This window comes from Streptomyces sp. NPDC047043, assembly GCF_040644055.1.
Taxonomy (GTDB): Bacteria; Actinomycetota; Actinomycetes; order Streptomycetales; family Streptomycetaceae; genus Streptomyces.
The window spans coordinates 26,491-50,122 of the sequence record NZ_JBEYVO010000027.1; the positions used below are offsets into that span (position 1 = coordinate 26,491).

General features: G+C 69.8%; 20 protein-coding genes. 4 read left to right on the forward strand and 16 right to left on the reverse strand.

What is annotated here, in order from left to right; translation table 11 throughout:
• The 8 genes from ABZ880_RS35840 to ABZ880_RS35875 all read right to left on the reverse strand — a co-directional run bounded on the left by ABZ880_RS35840 (position 1) and on the right by ABZ880_RS35875 (position 11,955).
• The gene (locus ABZ880_RS35840; RefSeq protein ID WP_361271809.1) at positions 1-1,233 is read right to left on the reverse strand and encodes a sarcosine oxidase subunit beta family protein; all 1,233 of its coding nucleotides are present in this window, start codon (positions 1,231-1,233) and stop codon (positions 1-3) included.
• A complete protein-coding gene (gene glyA, locus ABZ880_RS35845) occupies positions 1,230-2,516 on the reverse strand; it encodes a serine hydroxymethyltransferase (RefSeq protein ID WP_361271811.1) in 1,287 nt (428 codons plus the stop codon). The genes ABZ880_RS35840 and glyA overlap by 4 nt, the downstream gene beginning before the upstream one ends.
• The gene (locus ABZ880_RS35850) at positions 2,513-3,373 is read right to left on the reverse strand and encodes a bifunctional methylenetetrahydrofolate dehydrogenase/methenyltetrahydrofolate cyclohydrolase (protein WP_361271813.1); all 861 of its coding nucleotides are present in this window, start codon (positions 3,371-3,373) and stop codon (positions 2,513-2,515) included. Before ABZ880_RS35850 ends, glyA begins: the two co-directional genes overlap by 4 nt.
• A 22-nt stretch (positions 3,374-3,395) precedes the next feature.
• A complete protein-coding gene (locus tag ABZ880_RS35855; protein ID WP_361271816.1) occupies positions 3,396-5,834 on the reverse strand; it encodes an FAD-dependent oxidoreductase in 2,439 nt (812 codons plus the stop codon).
• A 566-nt stretch (positions 5,835-6,400) separates the two neighbouring features.
• Positions 6,401-7,363 carry an ABC transporter substrate-binding protein gene (locus tag ABZ880_RS35860; protein WP_361271819.1) on the reverse strand — a complete coding sequence of 321 codons (963 nt, stop codon included), beginning with the start codon at positions 7,361-7,363 and terminating at the stop codon, positions 6,401-6,403.
• 13 nt (positions 7,364-7,376) lie between these two features.
• The gene (locus ABZ880_RS35865) at positions 7,377-9,377 is read right to left on the reverse strand and encodes an ABC transporter permease subunit (RefSeq protein ID WP_361271821.1); all 2,001 of its coding nucleotides are present in this window, start codon (positions 9,375-9,377) and stop codon (positions 7,377-7,379) included.
• Positions 9,377-10,465, reverse strand: coding sequence for a glycine betaine/L-proline ABC transporter ATP-binding protein (locus ABZ880_RS35870; protein ID WP_361271823.1), 1,089 nt, complete (start codon positions 10,463-10,465; stop codon positions 9,377-9,379). Before ABZ880_RS35870 ends, ABZ880_RS35865 begins: the two co-directional genes overlap by 1 nt.
• Positions 10,466-10,485: 20 nt before the next feature.
• Positions 10,486-11,955 (reverse strand): aldehyde dehydrogenase family protein, encoded by a 1,470-nt coding sequence (locus ABZ880_RS35875; RefSeq protein ID WP_361271826.1) that lies wholly within the window; start codon positions 11,953-11,955, stop codon positions 10,486-10,488.
• Between the two features lie 218 nt (positions 11,956-12,173).
• On the opposite strand from ABZ880_RS35875, the gene purU reads away from it, so the two are divergent.
• Positions 12,174-13,046 (forward strand): formyltetrahydrofolate deformylase, encoded by an 873-nt coding sequence (gene purU, locus ABZ880_RS35880; RefSeq protein WP_361271828.1) that lies wholly within the window; start codon positions 12,174-12,176, stop codon positions 13,044-13,046.
• A 78-nt stretch (positions 13,047-13,124) separates the two neighbouring features.
• Here purU and ABZ880_RS35885 read toward each other — a convergent pair whose 3' ends face one another.
• The 3 genes from ABZ880_RS35885 to betA are packed head-to-tail and all read right to left on the reverse strand — an operon-like array spanning position 13,125 to position 16,059.
• A complete protein-coding gene (locus ABZ880_RS35885) occupies positions 13,125-13,538 on the reverse strand; it encodes a hypothetical protein (protein WP_361271831.1) in 414 nt (137 codons plus the stop codon).
• Positions 13,539-13,542: 4 nt separating this feature from the next.
• Complete coding sequence (locus tag ABZ880_RS35890; protein ID WP_361271834.1) at positions 13,543-14,379, reverse strand: 5,10-methylenetetrahydrofolate reductase; 837 nt, start codon at positions 14,377-14,379, stop codon at positions 13,543-13,545.
• 3 nt (positions 14,380-14,382) lie between these two features.
• The gene (betA, locus tag ABZ880_RS35895) at positions 14,383-16,059 is read right to left on the reverse strand and encodes a choline dehydrogenase (protein WP_361271837.1); all 1,677 of its coding nucleotides are present in this window, start codon (positions 16,057-16,059) and stop codon (positions 14,383-14,385) included.
• Positions 16,060-16,261: 202 nt separating this feature from the next.
• Between betA and ABZ880_RS35900 the strand changes: the two genes are divergently transcribed.
• Positions 16,262-17,008 (forward strand): IclR family transcriptional regulator, encoded by a 747-nt coding sequence (locus ABZ880_RS35900; RefSeq protein ID WP_361271840.1) that lies wholly within the window; start codon positions 16,262-16,264, stop codon positions 17,006-17,008.
• Position 17,009: 1 nt separating this feature from the next.
• Here ABZ880_RS35900 and ABZ880_RS35905 read toward each other — a convergent pair whose 3' ends face one another.
• The 5 genes from ABZ880_RS35905 to ABZ880_RS35925 form a co-directional block, all read right to left on the reverse strand.
• Complete coding sequence (locus ABZ880_RS35905) at positions 17,010-18,140, reverse strand: aromatic ring-hydroxylating dioxygenase subunit alpha (RefSeq protein ID WP_361271842.1); 1,131 nt, start codon at positions 18,138-18,140, stop codon at positions 17,010-17,012.
• A 161-nt stretch (positions 18,141-18,301) separates the two neighbouring features.
• The gene (locus ABZ880_RS35910; protein ID WP_361271845.1) at positions 18,302-19,462 is read right to left on the reverse strand and encodes an FAD-dependent oxidoreductase; all 1,161 of its coding nucleotides are present in this window, start codon (positions 19,460-19,462) and stop codon (positions 18,302-18,304) included.
• A complete protein-coding gene (locus ABZ880_RS35915; RefSeq protein WP_361271847.1) occupies positions 19,459-19,821 on the reverse strand; it encodes a bifunctional 3-phenylpropionate/cinnamic acid dioxygenase ferredoxin subunit in 363 nt (120 codons plus the stop codon). Before ABZ880_RS35915 ends, ABZ880_RS35910 begins: the two co-directional genes overlap by 4 nt.
• A gap of 202 nt (positions 19,822-20,023) precedes the next feature.
• The gene (locus ABZ880_RS35920) at positions 20,024-20,653 is read right to left on the reverse strand and encodes an MBL fold metallo-hydrolase (protein ID WP_361271850.1); all 630 of its coding nucleotides are present in this window, start codon (positions 20,651-20,653) and stop codon (positions 20,024-20,026) included.
• Positions 20,653-21,738, reverse strand: coding sequence for an S-(hydroxymethyl)mycothiol dehydrogenase (locus ABZ880_RS35925; protein WP_361271853.1), 1,086 nt, complete (start codon positions 21,736-21,738; stop codon positions 20,653-20,655). Before ABZ880_RS35925 ends, ABZ880_RS35920 begins: the two co-directional genes overlap by 1 nt.
• Positions 21,739-21,936: 198 nt before the next feature.
• Between ABZ880_RS35925 and ABZ880_RS35930 the strand changes: the two genes are divergently transcribed.
• The gene (locus tag ABZ880_RS35930; protein WP_361271855.1) at positions 21,937-22,575 is read left to right on the forward strand and encodes a TetR/AcrR family transcriptional regulator; all 639 of its coding nucleotides are present in this window, start codon (positions 21,937-21,939) and stop codon (positions 22,573-22,575) included.
• The gene (locus ABZ880_RS35935; protein WP_361271858.1) at positions 22,566-23,354 is read left to right on the forward strand and encodes a fumarylacetoacetate hydrolase family protein; all 789 of its coding nucleotides are present in this window, start codon (positions 22,566-22,568) and stop codon (positions 23,352-23,354) included. Before ABZ880_RS35930 ends, ABZ880_RS35935 begins: the two co-directional genes overlap by 10 nt.
• Positions 23,355-23,632 lie beyond the last annotated feature (278 nt).

Sequence of the window (23,632 nt, forward strand, 5' to 3'; positions counted from 1 at the left end):
CTAGTGGGCCACCGCGGCCGCGCCGTGCTCGTCGACGAGCGCGCCGGTGGTGAAACGGTCGAGCGAGAAGGGGGCGTTGAGCGGGTGGGGGGTGTCGTGGGCGATGGTGTGGGCGTAGACCCAGCCGACGCCGGGGGTGGCCTTGAAACCACCCGTGCCCCAGCCGCAGTTGAGGTAGAGGTTGTCGACGGGGCTGAGGCCGACGATCGGCGAAGCGTCGGGGCTGACGTCGACGATGCCGCCCCAGGTGCGCAGGACGTGGGCGCGGGCGAAGACCGGGAAGAGCTCCAGGGCCGCCGCCATCTGGTCCTCGATGATGTGGAACGCGCCGCGCTGCGTGTAGGAGTTGTACGAGTCGATGCCCGCGCCCATCACCAGCTCGCCCTTGTGCGCCTGGCTGACGTACACATGGACCGCGTTGGACATGACGACCGTCGGGTGCACCGGCTCCAGCAGCTCCGAGACCAGCGCCTGCAGGGGGTGGCTCTGGACCGGGAGTTCGATGCCCGCCATGGCGGCGAGGACCGAGGTGTGGCCCGCCGAGCAGAGCGCCACCTTGCCGGCCGCGATGGGGCCGAGGTTGGTCTGCACTCCGACGACCCGGCCGCCGACCACGTCCAGGCCCGTGACCTCGCAGTTCTGGATGATGTCGATGCCGGCCGCGTCCGCGGAGCGGGCGTAGCCCCAGGCCACGTAGTCGTGCTTGGCGATGCCGGCGCGCGGCTGGTAGGTGGCGCCGAGGACCGGGTAGCGCACGTCGGGTGAGATGTTGACGATCGGGCAGACCTCTTTGACCTGCTCGGCGTCGAGCCACTCGGCGTCGACGCCGTTGAGGCGGTTGGCCTCGACGCGGCGGACGCTGTCGCGGACGTCCTGGAGGCTGTGGGCGAGGTTGAGCACACCGCGCTGGGAGAACAGGATCGGGTAGTCGAGCTCCTCCTCCAGGTTCTCCCAGAGCTTGAGCGCGTGCTCGTAGATGCCGGCGCTCTCGTCCCAGAGATAGTTGGAGCGGATGATCGTGGTGTTGCGGGCCATGTTGCCGCCCGCGAGCCAGCCCTTCTCCAGCACCGCGACGTTGGTGATGCCGTGGTTCTTCGCCAGGTAGTGGGCGGTGGCCAGACCGTGCCCGCCGCCGCCGACGACGATGACGTCGTACGAGCGCTTCGGCTCCGGCGTGCGCCAGAGGAAGTCCGGGTGGTCGGGGAGGTCGGCGCCGGGGGTGGTGGGGCTCATCGGGCGTCTCCTGAGGCACCGGAGAGGTGCGGGTAGAGCGGGTGCTTGGCCGCCAGCGCCTCCGTGCGGGCGCGCAGCGCGGCGACGTCGGGCTCCGGCTGGAGCGCCAGCGCGATCACGTCGGCGACCTGGGCGAAGTCCTCCTCGGTGAAGCCGCGCGTGGCCAGCGCCGGGGTGCCGATGCGCAGGCCGGAGGTCACCATGGGCGGGCGCGGGTCGAAGGGCACGGCGTTGCGGTTGACCGTGATGCCGATCTCGTGGAGCAGGTCCTCGGCCTGGCGGCCGTCCAACTCCGACTCCCGCAGGTCGACCAGGACCAGGTGCACGTCCGTGCCGCCGGTCAGCACCTTCACCCCGGCCGCCGCCGCGTCCGGCTGCGTGAGGCGCTCGGCGAGGATGCGGGAGCCGGCCAGCGTACGGGCCTGGCGCTCGGCGAACTCCGGGGACGCGGCGACCTTGAACGACACCGCCTTCGCGGCGATGACGTGCTCCAGCGGACCGCCCTGCATCCCGGGGAACACCGCCGAGTTGATCTTCTTGGCGAGGTCGGCGTCGTTGGTGAGGATCACGCCGCCGCGCGGGCCGCCGAGCGTCTTGTGCGTCGTCGTGGTCGTCACATGCGCGTGCGGTACGGGGTTCGGGTGCAGCCCGGCGGCCACCAGGCCCGCGAAGTGCGCCATGTCCACCATCAGCAGCGCGCCCACCTCGTCGGCGATGCGCCGGAAGGCCGCGAAGTCCAGCTGCCTCGGGTACGCCGACCAACCCGCGATGATCATCTTGGGGCGGTGTTCCTTGGCCAGCTGCTCGACCTCGTCCATGTCGACCAGGTTGTCGGCCTCGGAGACGTGGTAGGGCACCACGTTCAGCATCTTGCCGCTGTAGTTGATGCGCATGCCGTGGGTGAGGTGGCCGCCGTGCGCGAGATCGAGGCCGAGGATGGTGTCGCCGGGCTGCAACAGGGCGAAGAACACAGCGGTGTTGGCCTGGGCTCCGGAGTGCGGCTGGACGTTGGCGAACCCGGCCCCGAACAGGGACTTGATCCGCTCGATCGCCAGCCGCTCGGTGACGTCGACGTGTTCGCATCCGCCGTAGTAGCGGCGGCCGGGGTAGCCCTCGGCGTACTTGTTGGTCGCGACCGAGCCCTGGGCCTCCATCACCGCGGTGGGCGCGAAGTTCTCGGAGGCGATCATCTCGAGGGTGGACTGCTGACGGTGCAGTTCGGCGGCGAGCGCGGCGTGGACCTCGGGGTCCAGCTCCGCCAGGGGGGTGTTCAGCGCGTTCATACGGCGTTCGCGTTCCTCTCGGCGGCCTCGACGACGTTGGCGAGCAACATCGCGCGGGTCATGGGGCCCACTCCTCCGGGCATCGGTGCGAGCCAGCCGGCGACCTCGGCGGCCTCCGGGTGGATGTCGCCGACCAGCCCGTTCTCGGTGCGGGTGATGCCGACGTCCAGGACGGCCGCGCCGGGGCGCAGCATGTCCTTGGTGATCAGTCCGGGCGAGCCGGCGGCCGCGACCACGATGTCCGCCTCCCGGACGTGCCAGGCCAGGCCCTTGGTGCCGGTGTGGCAGAGGGTGACGGTGGCGTTCTCGGACCGGCGGGTGAGGAGCAGGCCGATGGGCCGCCCGACCGTGATGCCGCGCCCGATCACACAGACCCTGGCTCCGGCGATCGGCACCTGGTAGCGGCGCAGCAGCTCGACGATCCCGCGCGGGGTGCACGGCAGCGGCGCCTCGGTGCCGAGGACGAGCCGGCCGAGGTTGACCGGGTGCAGTCCGTCGGCGTCCTTGGCCGGGTCCATGCGGGCCAGTACGGCGTTGGCGTCCAGGTGCCGCGGGAGCGGGAGTTGGACGATGTAGCCGGTGCAGGCCGGGTCGGCGTTGAGCTCGTCGATGACGTCCTCGACCTGCTGCTGACTCGCGCCCGCGGGCAGGTCCCGGCGGATGGAGGCGATGCCGACCTGGGCGCAGTCGCGGTGCTTGCCGGCGACGTAGGCACGACTGCCCGGGTCGTCGCCGACCAGAACGGTGCCCAGGCCCGGCGGACGGCCGCCGGTGGCCGTCAACTTGGCCACTCGCTCGGCGAGTTCACGACGGATGTCGGCGGCGGTCGCCTTGCCGTCGAGAAGTTGTGCGGTCACCTGCGGTGCTCCTTCTTGAGGGCTAGCCACGAAGTCGGGACATCGTCGGGTCGAACAGGGGCTCCTCGGCCACGACCGCCTCGAAGCGCTGGTCGAAGTAGCCGATCTGGAGGGTGGTTCCGGGCGTGGCGAGCTCGGCCGGGAGCCACGCGTAGGCGATCCCCTTGCCGATCGTGTAGCCGTACGCCGCGCTGGTGACATAGCCGACCGCGTGCTCACCGTCGTACACCGGCTCCTTGCCCAGGACGACCGAGTGCGGGTCGGCGATCGTCAGGCACGTCAGCTTGCGCTTGACGTCGGCATTGCGGCGCTCCAGCGCCTCCTTGCCGACGAAGTCGCCCTTGTCGGGCTTCACGGCGAAGCCCACACCGGCCTCGTACGCGTCGTGCTCGTAGGTCATGTCGGTGCCGAAGGAGCGGTAGCCCTTCTCCAGGCGCAGGCTGTTGAAGGCGCCGCGGCCGGCGATGATGCCGCCGAGCGGCTCGGCCGCCGCCCACAAGGTGTCCCACAGCTTCTCGCCCAGGTCGGCGGTGGTGTAGATCTCCCAGCCCAGCTCACCGACGTACGACAGGCGCATCGCGGTCACCGGCACGCTGCCGATGTGGGCGCTCTTGGCGCGGAAGTACTTCAGGCCGTCGTTGGTGAAGTCCTCGTCCGTCAGCGGCTGCAGGACCTTGCGGGCCAGCGGGCCCCACAGGCCGATACAGCAGGTGCCGGGGGTGATGTCGCGGACCTGAACCGTGCCGTCGGCGGGCAGGTGGCGGGTGAACCAGTCGAGGTCGAGGTTGCCGTTGGCGCCGACCTGGAAGAGGTCGCGGGCCAGGCGGGCGACGGTGATGTCGCTGCGGATGCCGCCGTCGTGGTCGAGCAGCAGTGTGTACGTCACCGAGCCGACCGACTTGGCGACCTTGCCGGTGACCAGGCCCTCCAGGAAGTCGGCGGCACCGGGGCCGCTGACCTCGAGGCGCTTGAGGGCCGTCATGTCGTACAGGGCGACGGTCTCGCGGGTGCGCTGGGCCTCCGCGCCGACGATGGGCGACCAGTACTGCGCGGCCCAGTCGTTGGGGGTGGGGATGTTGCGGCCCTCGACGAGCGAGGCGTTGGCCTCGTACCACTGCGGGCGCTCCCAGCCGCCCGCCTCCAGGAAGAAGGCGCCGTGCTCCTGCTGGCGGGCGTAGAAGGGGCTCTTGCGGATCGGCCGCGGCTTACCCGAGGGCTGCAGCGGGTGGAGGATGTCGTAGACCTCGACGAAGTTCTGGCAGTCGCGGGCCAGGACGTACTCGGGGGTCAGCTGGTGCGGCTCGAAGCGGTTGACGTCGCACTCGTGCAGGTCGAAGGAGGAGCAGTAGCCGTCGACCAGCCATTCGGCCATCGCCCGGCCCACGCCCGCGGAGTGCGTGACCCACACCGCCTCGGCGACCCAGAAGCCCTTGACGTCCCTCGACTCGCCGAGCAGCGGGTAGTTGTCGGTGGTGAAGGAGAAGAGGCCGTTGATGCCCTCCTCGACCTTCGCCTCCTTCGTGGAGGGCAGGAGGGACTGCGTTTCCGTCCAGGCGTCGGCGAAGTCGTCCTCGGTGAACTTCAGGACCGAGGGCATGGACTCGGCCTCGTCGAAGGAGAGGATCTCGTCGGCGGTGATGGGCATGGGGCGGTGGCCGTAGTAGCCGATGCCGATGCCGTCGAAGCGGTCGCGGTAGTAGAGGTCGGCGTCCTGGTGGCGCAGGATCGGCCGGACCGCCTCCTCGGTCTGGCCCGCGAGCGCCGGGATCGGGCCGGTCCAGGCGAGCTGGTGGGCGAGCGGGGTCAGCGGGAGGTTCATGCCGGCCATGCGGGCGATCTTCGGGCCCCAGATGCCGGCGCAGCACACCACGATGTCGGCCGCGATCTCGCCCTGGTCGGTGAGGACGCCGGTGACGCGGCCGTCGGCCTGCAGGACGTCCAGGACCTCGTGGCGGGGACGGAACGTGACGCCTCGCTCGGTGGCCCGGCGGATCTGCGCCTCGACGGCGAGGACCGCCTTGGCGAGGCCGTCGGTCGGGACCAGCAGGCCGCCGAGGACCTTGTCGCGGTTGACCAGCGGGTGCTGCTCGACGCACTCGTCGGCGCTCAGCAGCCGGGCCTCGATGCCCCAGGCGGTGATCCAGCCGTGGCGGCGGTGCAGCTCCGCCAGGCGCTCGGGGGTGGTCGCCACTTCGAGGCCGCCGACCTGCAGGAAGCAGGGCTTGCCGTCGACGTCGAGGGAGCAGAACTTCTCGACGGTGTAGCGGGCCAGCTCGGTCATGGTCTTGGACGAGTTCGTCTGGAAGACCAGGCCCGGGGCGTGTGACGTGGACCCCCCGGTCGCGGGGAGCGGGCCCTGGTCGACCACGGTCACTTCGGTCCAGCCTCGTGCGGAGATCTCGTCCGCGAGGGCCGCTCCCACGACACCCGCTCCGATGATCACCACTCGGGGTCCCGCCATCGCCGCACCTCCGAAATCAAAACCAGCCAGTTGCTTTCTGCGCAACGTGATTCAGGTTGCGCAACTCAATGTGCCTGTCGCGGGAAGGGGTGTCAAGGGGTGGCAACTGCTCGGCGCGGAGTGTGCATGAGGACCGTTTAGCTAGATCGTGTGATGGTCCGCTCACGAGCTTGTGGCACTGGGCGGAGCGCGGGTTAGCGTGGCAGCGCGATCCGGGACGCCGAGTGCGGCGCCAGCGTGCGGGGCCCCTGCTCCACCAGAGGGATGGTTCAGGGCCTCCCCGTCGCCTCTGGCCGTACTCAATTGGCCGGGTCGTGAGGGACTCCGCCCGCCCGGCTCGGACCACGGACAGGATTCGTGTCGCCGCCCAGGATGCGAAAGCGGATGACCAGTGCGCCCAAAACCGTTCGGGGCGTGCCAGTGCGCGGACTGCCGCTCACTGCACAGGAACGGTGTCAAGGGGTCCGTGACCTCGGAGAATGGCCCGGAACACGGAAATGCCCGGCGGGCGGCGCGCGCCTGCGCACACCGCCCGCCGGGCATGTTCGACCGGCTCGTGGACTCGGTCACTTGATCCAGGCGTCGACCTTGTCCTTGTTGGCCTCGACCCACTTCTTGGCCGCCGCATCGTCGGACAGCTTGTCCTGGGCGATGTACTTGGCGACCTCGTTCTGGTCGTCGTTCGTCCAGTTGAAGTTCTTCACCAGGTTGTAGGCGGGGCTGCCCGACTTGGCGAACTTCGCACTGACGATCTTGTTGAGGTTGTAGACGGGGTAGTCGCAGGCGACCTTGGCCGCATCCGCGTCGCAGCCGTCCTTGTACGCGGGCAGGCTGACCTTCTTCAGCGGGACCTCGGACAGGAACCACTGCGGCTCGTAGAAGTAGCCGATGACCCACTTCTTGTTCTTCTCGGCGTCGCGGAAGGCCGTGATCAGGGCGGCCTCGCTGCCCGCGTACACCACCTTGAAGTTCAGCTTCAGGTTCTTCACCAGCGCCGCGTCGTTGGTGACGTAGGACGGGTCGCCGTCCAGGAGCTGGCCCTTGCCGCCCGACTCGGACGTCTTGAACTTCGAGGCGTACTTGTTGAGGTTCTTGTAGTCGAGGATGTCGGGGTGCGCCTTGGCCAGCCACGGCGGCACGTACCAGCCGATGATGCCCTTGTTGCCGGTCTGGCCGGCGTCCACGGCGGTCTTCTGCTGGTCGATGTACTTCTTCACCAGGTCGGCGTGGCCCCAGTTCTCCAGGACCGCGTCGACCTCGCCGGTGCCGAAGCCCTGCCAGGCGATCTCTTCCTTCAGGTTCTTCTTGTTGACCGTGCAGCCGAGCTCGTGCTGCGCGACGTACGCGACGACGGCCGCGTCGGCCTCGTAGCCCACCCAGGGGTTGACCGCGAGGTTGAACGTGCCGCACTTGCCCGAGCTGTCCGCGCTGTCCGAACCCGAGTCGCCGACCTTCGCCCCGCCGCACGCGGTGAGGGTGAGGCCGAGGACGGCCAGGCCGGCCGCGCCGGCTCGCCAGTGTCTTGCCATGGTGTCGTGCTCCTTAAGCGCCCGCGCGTCGCGCCGCTGCCTGAGTGATCCGGTCGAACATGACTCCGAGCAGTACGATGGCGAGTCCTGCCGCCAGCCCCTTGCCGTACAGCTCTCCCTGCGAGAATCCGGCCACGACGTCGTAGCCGAGGGCGCCCGCGCCTACCAGGCCGCCCACAACAACCATCGACAGCACGTAGATCAGGCCCTGGTTGGTGGCGAGTGTCAGGGCACTGCGTGACATCGGCAGTTGAACCTTGGTGATGATCTGCCAGGTGTTGCACCCGGCGGAGGTGGCCGCTTCCACGGTGGTCTCGGGCACGGCCCGGATCCCGTCGGCGATGATCTTCATGGCGACGGGCGCCCCGTAGACGATCGCGGCGACGATGGCCGTGAACCGGGTGGCACCGAACAGCGCGAGGAACGGCACGAGATAGACGAACGGCGGCATGACCTGGGCCGCGTCCAGGGTGGGCCGGATCGCTCGGTCGGCCACCATGCTGCGGCCCATCCACACCCCGAAGACGATGCCGAGGATCATCACGAGCACCGTGGCCACCAGCGTCGAGGCCAGCGTGGTCATGGCGTCCGACCACACGCCGGTGGCGACCAGCAGGCCCACGCACACGGCCGTGGTGATCCCGCTCTTCCAGCCGCCGAGCACCACGGCCAGGGCGACCAGCACCGCGCCGACGAGCCACCACGGGGAGTCGGTGAGCAGCGTCTGGAACGGGTTGAGCAGGCCGTTGGTGATGGCGTCGCGGAAGGCGTTGGTCAGGCCCGACAGGTTGTCCTGCACCCAGGTGGCCGCGGTGTCCGTCGCGCTCGCGATGTGGGTGCCGACGGTGCCGTCACCGGGGAAGTCGGCCGCCCACAGGTAGGTGTGCGAGAGGTAGATCAGGACCACGGTGACCAGGGCGCCGGCGCCCAGCAGCGGCGTGCGCCACTTCTCGAGGCGGTTCTTGGAGTTGCGTGCGTGCTCCTGGCGGGCGCTGGCCGCGGTGGTGACCCGGTCCAGCACGATCGCCATGATGACGATGGCGAGGCCGGCGTTGAAGGCCGTGCCGACGTCGAGCGACTGCAGTGCCTGCAGGACGTTCACGCCGAGGCCGGGTGCGTTGATCAGGGCGGCGATGGTCACCATGGCCAGGGCGGCCATGATGGTCTGGTTGACGCCCATCACGACGGTCCGCTTGGACATCGGCAGCAGGACCTTCAGCAGCGACTGGCGGCGTGTGGCGCCCAGGGAGTCGGCCGCCTCGACGGTCGTCTTGGACACGTTGCGGATGGCGTGCGCCGTGATGCGGATCGTCGGCGGGGCCGCGTAGATCACGGTGGCGATGGTCGCGGACGCGCCGCCGATGAGGAAGAACAGGGTCAGCGGCGCCAGGTAGACCATGGTCGGCATCGTCTGCATGAAGTCCAGGAAGGGCGTGATGATCCGGTTGAACCGGTCCGACAGCCCGGCCCACACCCCCAGCGGGATCGCGAACAGCAGGGCCACGAACACCGCGGACAGGGTGAGGGCGAGGGTGTCCATGCTCGCCTGCCACAGCCCCTGCAGCCCGAAGAAGGTGAAGCCGGCCACGGCCAGCAGGGCGACCTTCCAGTTGCCCACGGCCCAGGAGACGAATCCGGCGAGGCCGACGACGCCGAGCCAGCCGATCTGCGGGACCGGGCGGGCCCCGGAGGGCTGGGAGATCAGGTGCTGGACGAAGGTCACCAGGTTGTCGATGACCAGCCGGATCTCGTTGAAGAAGTACAGGAAGAGCGGGTTGGAGTTGCGGTTGGCGCCGATGGAGTCGTTGAAGTCGTTGATCGACCGGTGCAGGTCGGTCAGGTCGGCCACCGCGAGGGTCAGGGTCTGCTTGCCGCGCAGGAGGGCGAACAGCACCAGCCAGACGACGAGGATGGCGCCGATGACCATGGGCCGGCTGACCTTGCGCCCGCTCTTGGCGGGCGCGGCCTTTTCTACGGCGTCTGTTTTCTCGGGTTTCTCTATGGCGACGGTCATCACGCGCCGCCTTCGTGCCCGGCGACCACCGCGAGGATCTCCTCGTCGCCGACGATGCCGAGCAGCTTGCCGTTCTCGACGACCTTGACCGGCTTGTCGGCGGCCAGGACGACCCGGGTGGCCTCCTTGACCACGACGTCCGGGCCCAGCTCGGGGCCGTCGAGGTCGTCGCCGTCCTCCGGCGCCCGCATGATCCACTTGAGGGTGAGGACGTCGCCGCGCGGCACGTCCTTGACGAACTCGCGGACGTAGTCGTCGGCGGGGGCGCCCACGAGTTCGTCGCCGGTGCCGCACTGGACCATCTTGCCGTCGCGCATGATCAGGATGCGGTCGCCGAGCTTGAGGGCCTCGGAGAGGTCGTGGGTGATGAAGACCATGGTCTTGCCGACCTCGTGGTGCAGCCGGATGACCTCGTTCTGCATGTCGCGGCGGATGAGCGGGTCCAGAGCGGAGAACGGCTCGTCGAAGAAGAGCACGTCCGGATCGCCCGCCAGCGCCCGGGCGAGGCCGACGCGTTGCTGCATGCCGCCGGAGAGCTGGTCGGGGTAGGAGTTCTCGTAGCCGGCGAGGCCGACCAGTTCGACGACCTCCAGGGCCCGCTTGGTGCGCTCGGCCCGGCCCATGCCGCGGATCTCCAGGCCGAAGGCGACGTTGTCCACCACGCGGCGGTGGGGCAGCAGCCCGAAGTGCTGGAAGACCATGGAGAACTTGCTGCGGCGCAGTTCGCGCAGCCGCTTGTCGTCCGCCTGGCGGATGTCCTGGCCCTCGAAGACGACCTCACCGGAGGTGGGTTCGATCAGCCGGGTCAGACATCGCACCAGGGTGGACTTGCCGGAGCCGGACAGGCCCATGACGACGAAGACCTCGCCGGGCGCGACCTCGAAGTTGACGTCGCGTACGGCGGCGGTGCATCCGGTGCGGTCCATGAGCTCGCGGCGGCTGAGGCCGCACAGCTCCTCCGATTCCGGCACCCGGTCGGCCTTCGGCCCGAACACCTTCCACAGATTGCGCACGGATATGACGGCGGTGCCGTCCGAGTCCTGAGGGGTGCCGCGCCGCTGCGCCACCTCGGTCTGTGTGGGGGTCACGTTCGACCTCTTTTCGGCGTTCAGCCGCGGAACCAGTGCTGCGGCCGGGGTTGGATGTTCTGCCAGACGTGCTTGGGCTCTCGGTATTCGTTCAGGCCGGAGGGTCCCAGCTCCCTGCCCACGCCCGAGTGCCCGAAGCCACCCCATTCCGCTTGCGGCACATAGGGGTGGTAGTCGTTGATCCATACGGTGCCGTGGCGCAGCCGCCGGGCGAGGCGCTGGGCCTTGCCGGCGTCCTGCGTCCAGACGGCTCCGGCGAGTCCGTACTCGGTGTCGTTGGCAATGCGTACGGCGTCGTCCTCGTCGGTGAAGCGCTCGACAGTCAGGACGGGCCCGAAGGACTCCTCGTGCACCACGCTCATGCCCTGGGTGCACTCGGCGAGCACGGTCGGCGGGTAGTAGTGGCCGTTGGCGAGGGCCGGGTCGTCCGGCCGCTCACCGCCGCAGCGCAGTACGGCGCCTTCGGCGATGCCGGCTGCGACGTACGCCTCGATCTTCGCGAGGTGCTGTGCGGAGATCAGCGCGCCGGTCTCGGCCTCGGGGTCGAAGGGGCCGCCCAGGCGGATCTGCCGGGCCCGGCGGACGACCTCGTCGACGAAGCGGTCGTGGATCGAGTCCTCGACGATCAGCCGGGCGCCGGCCGAGCAGACCTGCCCGGAGTGCAGGAAGACGGCCGTGAGGGCCATGTCCACGGCCGTCTCGAAGTCGGCGTCGGCGAAGACGACGTTGGGATTCTTGCCGCCGAGCTCCAGCGCCACCTTCTTCACGCTCGCCGCGGCGGTGGCCATGATCCGCTTGCCGGTCTCCAGGCCGCCGGTGAAGGAGACCATGTCGACGTCCGGGCTCTCGGAGAGCGGGGCGCCGACCTCGGGCCCGGTGCCCAGGACGAGGTTGGCGACGCCGGCGGGCAGTCCGGCCTCCTCCAGCGCCTTGATGAGCAGGATGGAGGTGGAGGGGGTGAGCTCGCTGGGCTTGAGGACGATCGTGTTGCCCGCGAGAAGCGCCGGGGCGACCTTCCAACTGGCCTGCAGCAGAGGGTAGTTCCACGGGGTGATCAGCCCGCAGACGCCGATCGGCTCGTAGACGACGCGGCTGATGGCGTCGTCCCGTCCGGTGTCGATCACACGACCCGCGTCGGTGCCGCCCAGTCCGCCGTAGTAGCGGAAGCAGGAGACGACGTCGGCGATGTCGTACTCGCTCTCCACCAGCCGCTTGCCGGTGTCCAGCGACTCGGCGCGGGCGAACTCCTTCGCGTCGCGCTCGAGGATGTCGGCGGTGCGCAGCAGCAGGGCGCCGCGCTCGCGCTCGGGGGTGTGGGGCCAGGGGCCCTCGTCGAAGGCACGGCGGGCCGCGGCGATCGCCGCCTCGGAGTCGGGACGTGTCCCTTCCGATACGGTCGCGGAGAGCGTGCCGTCGGCGGGACATCGGATCTCCCGGAGGCCTCCGGCCACCGGATCCCGCCATTCACCGGCCACATACAGATCTGCCACGCGCCAAGCCCTTCAGCTGAAATGCGTTGCGCATCGTGCATTCAATTGCTTGTGGTGGAACACCCTGGCGAAAGCGCACACATACGTCAAGTGGTTGGCGGATGACGATTTCACATTGCGAGCAGTTGCCCGGCCACCCTTGACCGCGAGGGGCACCGCGCCGACGATGTTGCGTATCGCTCACCCTGTTGTGCAATACGCACCGACGGAGGCCGCCCATGTCCCCTCGTCCCCAGCCCGGCCGTGAGTACGTCCTCACTCTCTCCTGTCCCGACAGCGCGGGACTGGTCCACGCCGTGAGCGGCTTCCTCGTCCGCAACTCGGGCAACATCCTGGAAAGCCAGCAGTTCGATGATCGACTCCAGGGTCGTTTCTTCATGAGGGTCCACTTCGACGTTTCCGATCCAAACGCGGATCTGGAAACTCTGCGTTACCGATTCGGCCCTGTCGCCGAGGCCTACCGCATCTCCTGGAAGCTGTGGGACGCCTCGACCCCGACCCGCACGCTCATCATGGTGTCCAAGTTCGGGCACTGCCTGAACGACCTTCTCTTCCGCCGGCGCACCGGCGCCCTCAACATCGAGATCCCGGCGATCGTCTCCAACCACCGCGACTTCGAGGGGCTGGCCGAGACCTACGGCATCCCCTTCCACCACATCCCGGTGACCAAGGAGACCAAGCCGGAGGCCGAGGCGCGCCTGCTGGAGCTGGTGCGCGAGCTGGACGTCGACCTGGTGGTGCTGGCCCGCTACATGCAGGTCCTCTCCGACGACCTGTGCAAGCAGCTGGAGGGCCGTGCGATCAACATCCACCACTCCTTCCTGCCCAGCTTCAAGGGCGCACGCCCCTACGTCCAGGCCTACGACCGCGGCGTGAAGCTCGTCGGCGCCACCGCGCACTACGTGACCTCGGACCTCGACGAGGGCCAGATCATCGAACAGGACGTGGTCCGCGTCGACCACTCCCTCGACCCCGGCGAGCTGGTAACCGTCGGCCGGGACGTCGAGGCCCAGGTCCTGGCACACGCGGTGAAGTGGCACAGCGAGAGCCGGGTGATGGTGGACGGCAACCGCACGGTGGTCTTCCGCTGAGCGGAGCCACGACGAAGGGCGGGCCGGATCACCGGCCCGCCCTTCGTCGTATACGGCGATCGTGTACGACCGCCCGGCTCACCCGGAACGCCGGGCCCAGCGCCGCAGCCGTGCCACGCACTGCACCTTGGCCTCCCGCAGCGAGGCCAACTCGCCGCCACCGCTCATGAAGGCCGTGACCGGCGTCCACCGGCTGCGGCCCGCGGCCGTCCGCCAACGGACCGCGGGAAAGTCCGTGACCGCCTCGATCCGCTGCCGCGGAATCGCCCGGGTCCACAGCAGTCCCCGCACCACGAGCCGATCGGCCTCGCAGCGCACGCCGACCCGGTAGCCGCGGACGGTGAGCATCGCGCAGAAGGCGACGACGATCGCGGCAGCGCACCAGGACAGCGCGTCCGCGCTCCCGGCACCGTAGGCGACGGCGCCCGCCGCCGGCACGACCCAGGGCGCCGCGCAGGCCACCCGCGCCACCGTCGGCGGCAGTATCTCCACGGCCTCAGCCTACGAGCCGGTCCAGCAGCGCCCGGCGCCACGCCTCCGTCTCGGCGATCTGGTTGAACGTGAACAGGTGCAGGCCCGCCACCCCGGCCGAGGGCGCGTCCAGGGTCTCCTCGGTGCGGGTCAGGAGCTTCTCGGGTGAGTAGCCGCCGGGCGCCGCGAACCGCAGGAACCAGGACGCGTGCTTCGTCAGGAAGCGTGTCGACTCCCCCACGCCGATCTTCGTGGCCATGGCGAGCAGCTTCGTCCGCTGCACGGGTCCCGCCACGCCCAGATACACGGGCAGGGAGACGTCCCGGCGCCGGATCCGGGCGATCCACTCCCCCAGCACCCGCGGGTCGAAGCACAGGTTGCTCACGATGTACGTGGCGTGCGCGCGCTTGTCCCACATCGCCTGGATGGTGAGGTCGTCGTGGATGAGGGGATGGCTCTCGGGGTAGCCCGTGATGCCGACGTCCGCGAACGGCCCGCCCAGCTCGCTCAGGCGGCGCAGCACCGGCAGGGCGCCCTCGAAGGACCCGGCCGGCGGGTCCGCGTCGCCCGCCGGTACGAAGACGTCGTCCACGCCCGCCTCGCGCAGCCGGCCCGCGACCTCCTTGAGGTGCGCGTCGTCCCGCAGCAGCCGCGCGGGCACGTGCGGGACGACGCGGTAGCCCTGCGCCGCCAGGCGCTCGGTGAGAGCGAGCGTCGGCTCCAGGCCCTTGACCGGCGACGCCGTGATCGTGACCACGACGTCGCGCGGGACATGGGCGAGGACCTTCTCCTCGGTCGCCCTCGCGGGCAGCACCTCGTAGCGGACGCTGTTCAGCAGCGCCCTCAGTCCTGCGGCGCCCAAGGTCTACCCGGCCTGCGTCTCGGCGTCGCGGAGGCGGTAGTACGCGGCCTTCGACGGGGCGAGGGGCTCCTTGCCGAGGATCAGGTCGGCGGCCTTCTCGGCGACCATCATCACCGGTGCGTAGATGTTGCCGTTGGTGACGTACGGCATCACCGACGCATCGACCACGCGCAGACCCTCCACGCCGTGCACCCGCATGCTCGTGGGGTCGACGACGGACATCTCGTCGCTGGCGGGGCCCATCTTGCAGGTGCAGGACGGGTGCAGGGCCGTCTCGCCGTCCTTGGCGACCCAGTCGAGGATCTCCTCGTCGGTCTCGACGGACGGTCCGGGCGAGACCTCCCCGTTGTTGTAGGGGGCCAGGGCGGGCTGGTTGAGGAGCTTGCGGGCCACCCGGATCGCCTCGACCCACTCACGGCGGTCCTGCTCGGTGGAGAGGTAGTTGAAGCGCAGCGCCGGGTGCTCGCGCGGGTCCTTGCTCTTGATCTTCACGGAGCCGATCGCGTCGGAGTACATCGGGCCCACGTGGACCTGGTAGCCGTGTCCGCCCGCGGGCACCGAGCCGTCGTAGCGGACCGCGATCGGCAGGAAGTGGAACATCAGGTTGGGGTAGTCCACGTCCTCGTTGCTGCGGGCGAAGCCGCCGGCCTCGAAGTGGTTGGTCGCCGCCGGGCCCTTCCGGAACAGCCACTGCAGGCCGATGAAGGGGGCACGCCACTTCGCCAGATACGGCTGCATCGAGACGGGCTGCTTGCAGGCGTACTGGATGTAGACCTCGAGGTGGTCCTGCATGTTCTCGCCGACGCCCGGCAGGTCGTGCACGACGTCGATGCCGAGGGCGCGCAGCTCCTCCGCGTTGCCGACGCCGGACAGCTGCAGCAGCTGCGGGGAGTTGATCGCGCCGCCGCAGAGGATGACCTCCTTGGCGCGCACCTGCTGCGGGGCGCCCTTGCCGCGCTGGTACTCGACGCCGACGGCCTTCTTGCCCTCGAACAGGACGCGGGTGACGAAGGCGCGGGTCTTGATGGTCAGGTTCGGGCGCTTCCTGACGGGCTTGATGTACGCCTTCGAGGCCGACAGCCGACGTCCGCGGTGGACGTTGCGGTCGAACTTCGCGAAGCCCTCCTGGCGGTAGCCGTTGACGTCGTCGGTGGGGGCGTAGCCCGCCTCCTCGGTGGCCTTGAGGAAGGCGCCGAACAGCGGGTTGGTGGCCGGGCCGCGCTCGAGGACGAGGGGGCCGTCGTGGCCGCGGAACTCGTCGTCGGGGTCGGCCGCCAGACAGTTCTCCATGCGCCGGAAATAGGGGAGACAGTGCGCGTAGTCCCAGGTCTCCATACCGGGGTCGGCGGCCCAGCGCTCGTAGTCCATGGGGTTGCCGCGCTGGAAGATCATGCCGTTGATGCTGCTGGAACCGCCCAGCACCTTGCCGCGCGCGTGGTAGACGCGCCGGCCGCCCATGTGCGGCTCGGGCTCCGACTCGTACTTCCAGTCGTAGAACCGGCTGCCGATCGGATACGTCAGCGCCGCGGGCATGTGGATGAAGACGTCCCACGGATAGTCGGACCGGCCGGCCTCCAGGACCAGGACCTTGTTGGCCGGGTCCGCGGAGAGTCTGTTCGCCAGTGCACTGCCGGCCGAACCGCCGCCGACGATGACGAAGTCGTATTGCAGGGGAGCCATGGTGCCTCGTCTCGCTCGCGCCGTAGATACGCGAGGCATGCTAGTACCAGTAGCGCTATACGCACTAGGTTGCGAGCCACGCAACTTACGTGGCCTTCGTTTCGACTCGGTTACTTGCAAGGGTGTTGTTTACTGCGCGTATAGTTTCGCTGTGAGCAACCACAGCCAAGACAACGAAACGTCAAATTCGCAGGCCGGCGGAGTGCAGTCGGTCGACCGAGCCATCAGCGTCCTCGAGATCCTGGCCCAGCGTGGCGAGGCCGGGGTCAGCGAGGTGGCCGCCGAGATCGATGTTCACAAGTCCACCGCCTTCCGCCTGCTCGGCGCCTTGGAGGCCCGTGGCCTGGTGGAACAGGCGGGTGAGCGCGGCAAGTACCGGCTCGGCTTCGGCATCGTACGCCTCGCCGGCGCGGTCACGGGACGCATCGACATCACGCAGCAGGGCCGCCCGGTGTGCGAGCGCCTCGCCGAGGAGATCGGCGAGACGGTCAACATCGCGGTGCTGCAGGAGCACTACGCGATCAACCTCTACCAGGTGCGCGGCCCCGCGGCGGTCACCGCGCACAACTGGGTCGGCCAGCTGACCCCGCTGCACGCGACGTCGAGCGGCAAGGTCCTGCTGGCATACCTGCCGGCCAAGGAGCGCGCCGCGCTGCTGGCCGAGGCGGGCCTGAAGAAGGTCACGCCGCACACCATCACCTCGAAGGCGAAGCTCGAGAAGACCCTCGCCGAGGTGCGCGAGGCCGGGTACGCCTGGACCAAGGAGGAGCTGGAGATCGGCCTGCACGCCATGGCCGCGCCGGTCCTCGACCGGGACGGCGAGGTCATCGCGGCGGTCACCGCCTCCGGCCCCTCCTACCGCTTCACGGAGGAGCGGATGCGCGAGCTCGCCCCGGTGCTGATCAAGGGTGCCGAGGAGATCAGCCACCGCATGGGCTACCTGGGCTGACTCACCCCTGGGTGATGCCCAGGCGCTCGTTCACCCAGTCGTGGAAGGCTCCGATGTGGTGCTCGCTCGGCACCAGCACGCCGCCCTTGGCGTACATCCGGGAGCCCATTCCGGGCTGCGTACGTTCGCATGCGTCGAAGTCCTGCTGGTTGACGCGGTGGAACAGCTCCACGGACCGGCTGACGTCCTTGCCGCTCTCGACGACGTGCGGGAGGTAGAGCCAGTCGCACTCGACGACCGTGCGGTCGACGGCCACCGGGTACATCCGGTGGAAGATCACATGGTCCGGGACGAGGTTGATGAAGACCTGCGGCTTGACGGTGATCGCGTAGTAGCGGCGGTCCTGGTCGTCCGCGACGCCCGGGATGCGGTCGAGTCCCTCGCTGCCGTCGACGGTGAAGCCCTGGACCTCCTCGCCGAACTCGGCGCCGTGGCCGACGTAGTACTGGGCCGCGTAACCGTCCGCGAACTCCGGGAGCACCTCGGTGAGTTCGGGGTGGATCGTGGCGCAGTGGTAGCACTCCATGAAGTTCTCGATGATGAGCTTCCAGTTGGCCTGCACGTCGTAGACGATCCGCTTGCCCACCGAGAGGTTGTCGATGTCGTAGCGCTCGATCGACTCGACGTCGCCGAGCCGCTCGACGATCGCGCCGATGACGTCCTCCTCGAAGGAGGGCGGGTTCTCCGCGAGGCACACCCAGACGTAGCCGAGCCATTCCCGGACGGCCACGCTCACCAGGCCGTACTCGGTGCGGCCGACGTCGGGCATCTTGGTGAGGTTGGGCGCCGCGACGAGCTTGCCGTCCAGGCCGTAGGTCCAGGCGTGGTAGGGACACTGGAAGGCGCGCTTGACCTCGCCCGACTCCTCGGTGCAGAGCCTGGCCCCGCGGTGCCGGCAGACGTTGAAGTAGGCGCGTATCGAGTTGTCCCGGGCGCGGGTGACGAGGATGCTCTCGCGGCCCACGTCGACGGTGCGGAAGGCGCCCGGCTTCGCCAGGTCGGACGAGCGCACGGCGCAGAACCACATGGTCTCGAAAATGCGCTCCTGCTCCTGGGCGAAGATCGCCGGATCCGTGTAGGAGGAGCCGGGAAGGGTGGCGATCAGGCTGTCCGGCAGGCTGGTCGAGGTCACGGTGCACTCCTCGGGAAACGTCGTGGAGGGGTCATTCACGCGCCGGGAAGAGCGACTCCGGACGGCGTTGGGATGATGCACACCATCGTTGCTCATGGCGCAACTTTGCGTGCTATTTGAAACCTATGTGAACCGCAGCATGGGATGCCGCATCCGCGGTGTCAAGACGTGGCGGCGAGCTGCTTGCGCCAGCGGGTGAACAGCCGCGGCTGGTTCAGCCCGAGCACGGCGACCGGGTTCCCGGCACGCCGGTAGACGGCGAGGACGTTGCGGTCGTCCGCGGCGCCCTCCTCGACCGTCACGCTGTCGGCGCCGGCCGCATGACCGGCGAACTGGATCTTCACGCCGTACTGGTCGGACCAGAAGTACGGCGGCCGGGGCACGCCCGGTTCCACCGCACCGCCCGCGAGCAGCGTGGCGATGGCGGCGTCGGGGCGCTCGCGCGCGCCGGTCCAGTGCTCGACGCGACGGTGTGCGCCGGCCCGGGGGTCGTACCAGTTGGCGCAGTCGCCGACCGCGACCACGCCGGCCAGGCTGGTGCGGCCGTCGGCGCCGCACTTGACGCCGTTGTCGAGGGTGACGCCGGAGCCTTCCAGCCACTCCACGCACGGGCGGGCCCCCACGCCGACGACGACGATGTCCGCGGGGACGGTGCGGCCGTCCTCCATCAGGACGGCGTCGACGCGCTGCTCGCCGCTGAGTCCCTTGACGCCGACACCGCACAACAGCCGTACGCCGTGGTCGGCATGGAGTCCGGAGACGACGGCGCCCATGGTCTCGCCCAGGGGTCCAGCGAGCGGTGTCGGGGCGGCCTCGATCACCGTCACGTCCAGGCCCAGGGCGTACGCCGTGGAGGCGACCTCGGCGCCGATGAAACCGCCGCCGATCACCACCAGCCGTCCGCCGCGGGCGAGTTCGTCGCGCAGGGCGCGGGCGTCGTCCAGGGTGCGCAGGGTGTGCACGCCGGCCAGGCCCTCGGAGCCGGGCAGTGCGCGGGCCGCGGCGCCGGTGGCGATGACGATGCCGTCGGCGCGGACCTCCCGCCCGTCGCCGAGCCGGACGGCGCGGGCCGTGCGGTCGAGTCCGGTGGCGCGGGTGCCGAGCAGCCATTCGGCGCCCAGGTCCTCCTCGTCCGTCTCCAGCACGAGATCCGCTTCGCCGAGCGTGCCGGCCAGGAACTCCTTGGACAACGGGGGCCTGTCGTACGGCCGGTGGGTCTCGTCGCCGATGACGACGAGCCGTCCGTCGTAGCCCTGCTTGCGCAACGAGCGCGCCGCCGAGAGACCGGCCAGCGAGGCGCCGACCACGGCCACCGTCCTCACGCGGGACCTCCGGCGAGCCGGGAGGCGATGCAGGGCGGCAGGTTGGGGGCGTCGGTGGACACCTGGACGTAGATCATGCCGTCCTCGACGACGACCTCGTGGGTGCGGACCGGGAGCTTGGCCGGCGGGGCGTCCACGGCACCGGTGCGCAGGTCGAACTTCGAGGCGTGCAGCGGGCATTCCACCTCGCAGCCCTCCAGCCAGCCGTCGGCGAGCGAGGCGTCCTGATGGGTGCAGGTGTCGTCGATGGCGAAGAGCTCGCCGTCGTCGGTGTGGAACACCGAGACCGGCGGGTCGATGTCGAGCCGGAAGGCCTCACCTCGCGGAAGATCCACGAGTCGGCACGCGGGAATCATCATGACACCTCGGTGCGTATAGCGAAACGGATTGCGGTAAGCGCAACATCAGTCTGAGGTCGGCCCAGAACCCTTGTCAAGGAGTTCCTGTGGGCCGGATGACCCCTGCCCGTTGTTGCCTGTCATGCAACTTGCAGCACCATGAGCAACATGCTCAGGGCAGGGGTCGGCACCGCTTCACGGCGTCTCGGTGCAGGTCGGGAGGTCAGTGACCCCGTTCGATCCACTCCTGTAGGTGCGGGGCCTCGGCGGCGATCCTGGTCGTCTCCCCGTGACCGGTGTGCACGACGGTGTCACCGGGCAGCGTCAGCAGCTTGTCCCGGATCGAGTCGATGATGGTGGGGAAGTGGCTGTACGACCGTCCTGTGGCCCCCGGGCCGCCCGAGAAGAGGGTGTCGCCGCTGAAGAGCGCCGACAGCGCGGGCGCGTACAGGCAGACCGCGCCGGGGGCGTGGCCGGGCGTGTGCAGCACGGTCAGGTCCACTCCCGCCACCGTGAGGACCCAGCCGTCGGCCAGCTCGCCGTCGGGCGCCCGGTCGGGATGGGTCTGCTTCCACAGCTCCAGGTCGTCCGGATGCAGCAGGATCGGGGCGCCGGTGCGGGCGGCGAGTTCGGGCGCCGCGTCGATGTGGTCGTTGTGCGCGTGCGTGCACACGATGGCCCGCACCGTCCGGCCGCCGAGCGCCTCCGCGATCGTCTCGGCATCGTGCGCGGCGTCGATGACGATGACCTCGTGGTCGTCGCCGACGACCCACACGTTGTTGTCCACGTCCCAGGTGCCGCCGTCGAGGGAGAATGTCCCCGAGGTGACGAGGTGTTCGATGCGCGCGGTCATCACAGCACCACCACCGAGCGCAGTACGTCGCCGTGGTGCATCCGCTCGAAGGCCTTCTCGACGTCGTCCAGCGCGATGGTCTCGGTGACGAAGGCGTCCAGGTCGAGGCGGCCCTGGAGGTAGAGGTCGATGAGCATCGGGAAGTCCCGGGAGGGCAGGCAGTCGCCGTACCACGACGACTTCAGCGCCCCGCCGCGGCCGAAGACGTCCAGCAGCGGCAGCTCCAGCTTCATCTCCGGGGTCGGCACGCCGACCAGGACGACGGTGCCGGCCAGGTCGCGGGCGTAGAAGGCCTGCTGGTACGTTTCCGGGCGGCCGACCGCCTCGATGACGACGTCGGCGCCGAAGCCGCCGGTCAGTTCGCGGATGGCTTCGACCGCGTCCGTCTCGCGCGAGTTGACGGTGTGGGTCGCGCCCAGCTTGCGGGCGGTGGCCAGCTTCCGGTCGTCGATGTCCACCGCGATGATCTTCGCCGCGCCCGCCAGGTTCGAGCCGACGATCGCCGCGTCGCCGACACCGCCGCAGCCGAGGACCGCCACGCTGTCACCGCGCCCGACGTTGCCCGTGTTGATGGCGGCGCCGATGCCCGCCATCACGCCACAGCCCAGCAGACCGGCCGCGGCCGCCGACGCGGCCCGGTCGACCTTGGTGCACTGACCCGCCGCGACCAGCGTCTTCTCCGCGAACGCGCCGATGCCCAGCGCCGGGGACAGCTCGGTGCCGTCCAGCAGGGTCATCTTCTGCTGGGCGTTGTGGGTGTTGAAGCAGTACCAGGGGCGGCCGCGCAGACAGGCCCGGCACTGCCCGCACACGGCACGCCAGTTGAGGATGACGAAGTCACCGGGGGCGACCTCCGTGACCCCCTCCCCCACCGACTCCACCACGCCCGCGGCCTCGTGGCCGAGCAGGAAGGGGAACTCGTCGTTGATGCCGCCCTCGCGGTAGTGCAGATCGGTGTGACAGACGCCGCAGGCCTCGATCTTCACCAGTGCCTCCCCCGGTCCGGGGTCGGGCACGACGATCGTTTCCAGGCTGACGGGGGCACCCTTGCCCTTCGCGACGACAGCGCGGACCTGGTGAGCCATGGCCACTCCTCGGCTTGCTACAAGTACAGCTACGAGTACTGATGGTGCGATTACTGAGCCGTAAGTTGCTCAATACGGCACACATCTCATGTGTCGCAACACAGCATCCTGGAGGGCCGAGCGGGGGTCAAGAAGTCCGCCGCCGCTGCCTGCAGCGCTTGCTGTAGCGTCTACTCCAATTGGAGGAAGGTGGATCGCATGACCGGGCCGCAGACCACGCGCAAGAAGCGGGCCAACGGGGTGGAGTCGCGCCAGCGCATCCTCGATGCCACGGTCGAGATCGCGGGCGAGCGCGGGTACGAGGGCACGTCGATCGCGGCGGTCAGCGCCAAGTGCGGACTGCCCGCCAGCTCGATCTACTGGCACTTCAAGGACAAGGACGACCTGATCGCCGCGGTCATCGAGCGCAGCTTCGACACCTGGCTCACGGCGGTCGTACTCCCGGGCGAGGAGACGGACACCCCGCTGGAACGGGCCACCGCCATGGCGGCCAACGTGGCGAAGTCACTGGTCGACGCCCCGGACTTCCTGCGCCTCGGCCTCATGCTCGCCCTGGAGCGGCGGCCGACGGAACCCCGCGGCCGGACGGTGTTCCTCCAGGTCCGCGACATCGCCTCCCAGAAGATCTCGGAGGTGATCCGCGGCCTGTTCCCCGACCTGGACGACGCGGCCGTACACACCCTCACGGCCTACGCCGTGGCCGGCGCCGACGGACTGTTCGTGCACCGGGAGATCAACGGCGACGCGGTCGACCTCGTGGCGCTGTTCGAGCTGCACGCCCGCTCGGTCCACGACGCGGCCGCCCGCATGGCGGCAGGGGGCACGACATGCCCCTGAGCGTCCACGACCGCGCGCACGCCGCCCGGCTGCTGCGCGAGGCCGAGCACCACGTGGCCCCGATCGACCCGCTGTCGGCCCTGCTGCCCGGCCTCGACCTGGCCGACGCGTACGCCGTGCAGCAGGACAACGTCGCCCGCCGCCTCGCCGACGGCGCGATCGTCGTCGGCCACAAGGTCGGGCTGACCTCGGCGGCGATGCAGCAGCTGCTCGGGGTGGGCGAGCCCGACTTCGGTCATCTGCTGGACGACATGGTCCACCGCGACGGGGGCGTGGTCCTCGCGGCGCACTACTGCCGGCCGCGCATCGAGCCGGAGATCTGCTTCCGTCTCGCCCGGCCCCTGCGCGGCCCGGACGTCACCGTCGAGGAGGTCCTCGACGCCACCGAAGCGGTCGCGCCCGCCCTGGAGATCGTCGACAGCCGTATCCGCGACTGGCAGATCACCCTCGTCGACACCGTCGCCGACAACGCCAGCTCCGCCGGACTGGTCCACGGCCCCTGGACGCCCCTGGCCGACGCGCCCGACCTCGCCACCGTCCGCGCCGACCTGCTCGTCGACGGCGAGCCCGTCGCCTCGGGCAGCGGGCGCGAGGTGCTGGGCCATCCGGCCGCCGCGATCGCCTGGCTCGCCAACACCCTCGCCGACTTCGACGCCGCCCTGGAGCCCGGACACCTGGTCCTGCCCGGCGCGATGACCACCGCCCCCTTCGTCGTCGCGGGCCAGAAGATCGAGGCACGCTTCAGCGGCCTCGGGCCGGTGTCGGTGACATTCGTCTGACGGCATCCCGAGCCACCGGTCAAGGCGCCCCGCGCGGGCGGTCAACAAGCTCAGCGTCGACGATCAAGAAGCTTGGCGCGAGTGAGACCGGACGCGGCCCGCGGGTGCCCTCCGCGCGACCTGCGAGGCTTCCCCCTCGACACCCCCAGACCGGCCGCCCTACCGACCCCGCCAGCCGTCAGCCGACCCCCGCACGTGCCATTCGGCACGCCCACGCCACTCCGCCCAACGGGCCGCCGCCCGCCTCTCCCTCAAACCGGTCCGACCCGGCGCGAATT

What these genes read in the sequence shown, in the direction of transcription:
- ABZ880_RS35930 (WP_361271855.1), top strand. Translation starts at nt 21,937, where the DNA reads ATGACCGGGCCGCAGACCACGCGCAAGAAGCGGGCCAACGGGGTGGAG.
- purU (WP_361271828.1), top strand. Translation starts at nt 12,174, where the DNA reads ATGTCCCCTCGTCCCCAGCCCGGCCGTGAGTACGTCCTCACTCTCTCC.
- ABZ880_RS35840 (WP_361271809.1), bottom strand. Translation starts at nt 1,233, where the DNA reads ATGAGCCCCACCACCCCCGGCGCCGACCTCCCCGACCACCCGGACTTC.
- ABZ880_RS35920 (WP_361271850.1), bottom strand. Translation starts at nt 20,653, where the DNA reads ATGACCGCGCGCATCGAACACCTCGTCACCTCGGGGACATTCTCCCTC.
- betA (WP_361271837.1), bottom strand. Translation starts at nt 16,059, where the DNA reads ATGGCTCCCCTGCAATACGACTTCGTCATCGTCGGCGGCGGTTCGGCC.
- ABZ880_RS35915 (WP_361271847.1), bottom strand. Translation starts at nt 19,821, where the DNA reads ATGATGATTCCCGCGTGCCGACTCGTGGATCTTCCGCGAGGTGAGGCC.
- glyA (WP_361271811.1), bottom strand. Translation starts at nt 2,516, where the DNA reads ATGAACGCGCTGAACACCCCCCTGGCGGAGCTGGACCCCGAGGTCCAC.
- ABZ880_RS35855 (WP_361271816.1), bottom strand. Translation starts at nt 5,834, where the DNA reads ATGGCGGGACCCCGAGTGGTGATCATCGGAGCGGGTGTCGTGGGAGCG.
- ABZ880_RS35935 (WP_361271858.1), top strand. Translation starts at nt 22,566, where the DNA reads ATGCCCCTGAGCGTCCACGACCGCGCGCACGCCGCCCGGCTGCTGCGC.
- ABZ880_RS35925 (WP_361271853.1), bottom strand. Translation starts at nt 21,738, where the DNA reads ATGGCTCACCAGGTCCGCGCTGTCGTCGCGAAGGGCAAGGGTGCCCCC.
- ABZ880_RS35865 (WP_361271821.1), bottom strand. Translation starts at nt 9,377, where the DNA reads ATGACCGTCGCCATAGAGAAACCCGAGAAAACAGACGCCGTAGAAAAG.
- ABZ880_RS35860 (WP_361271819.1), bottom strand. Translation starts at nt 7,363, where the DNA reads ATGGCAAGACACTGGCGAGCCGGCGCGGCCGGCCTGGCCGTCCTCGGC.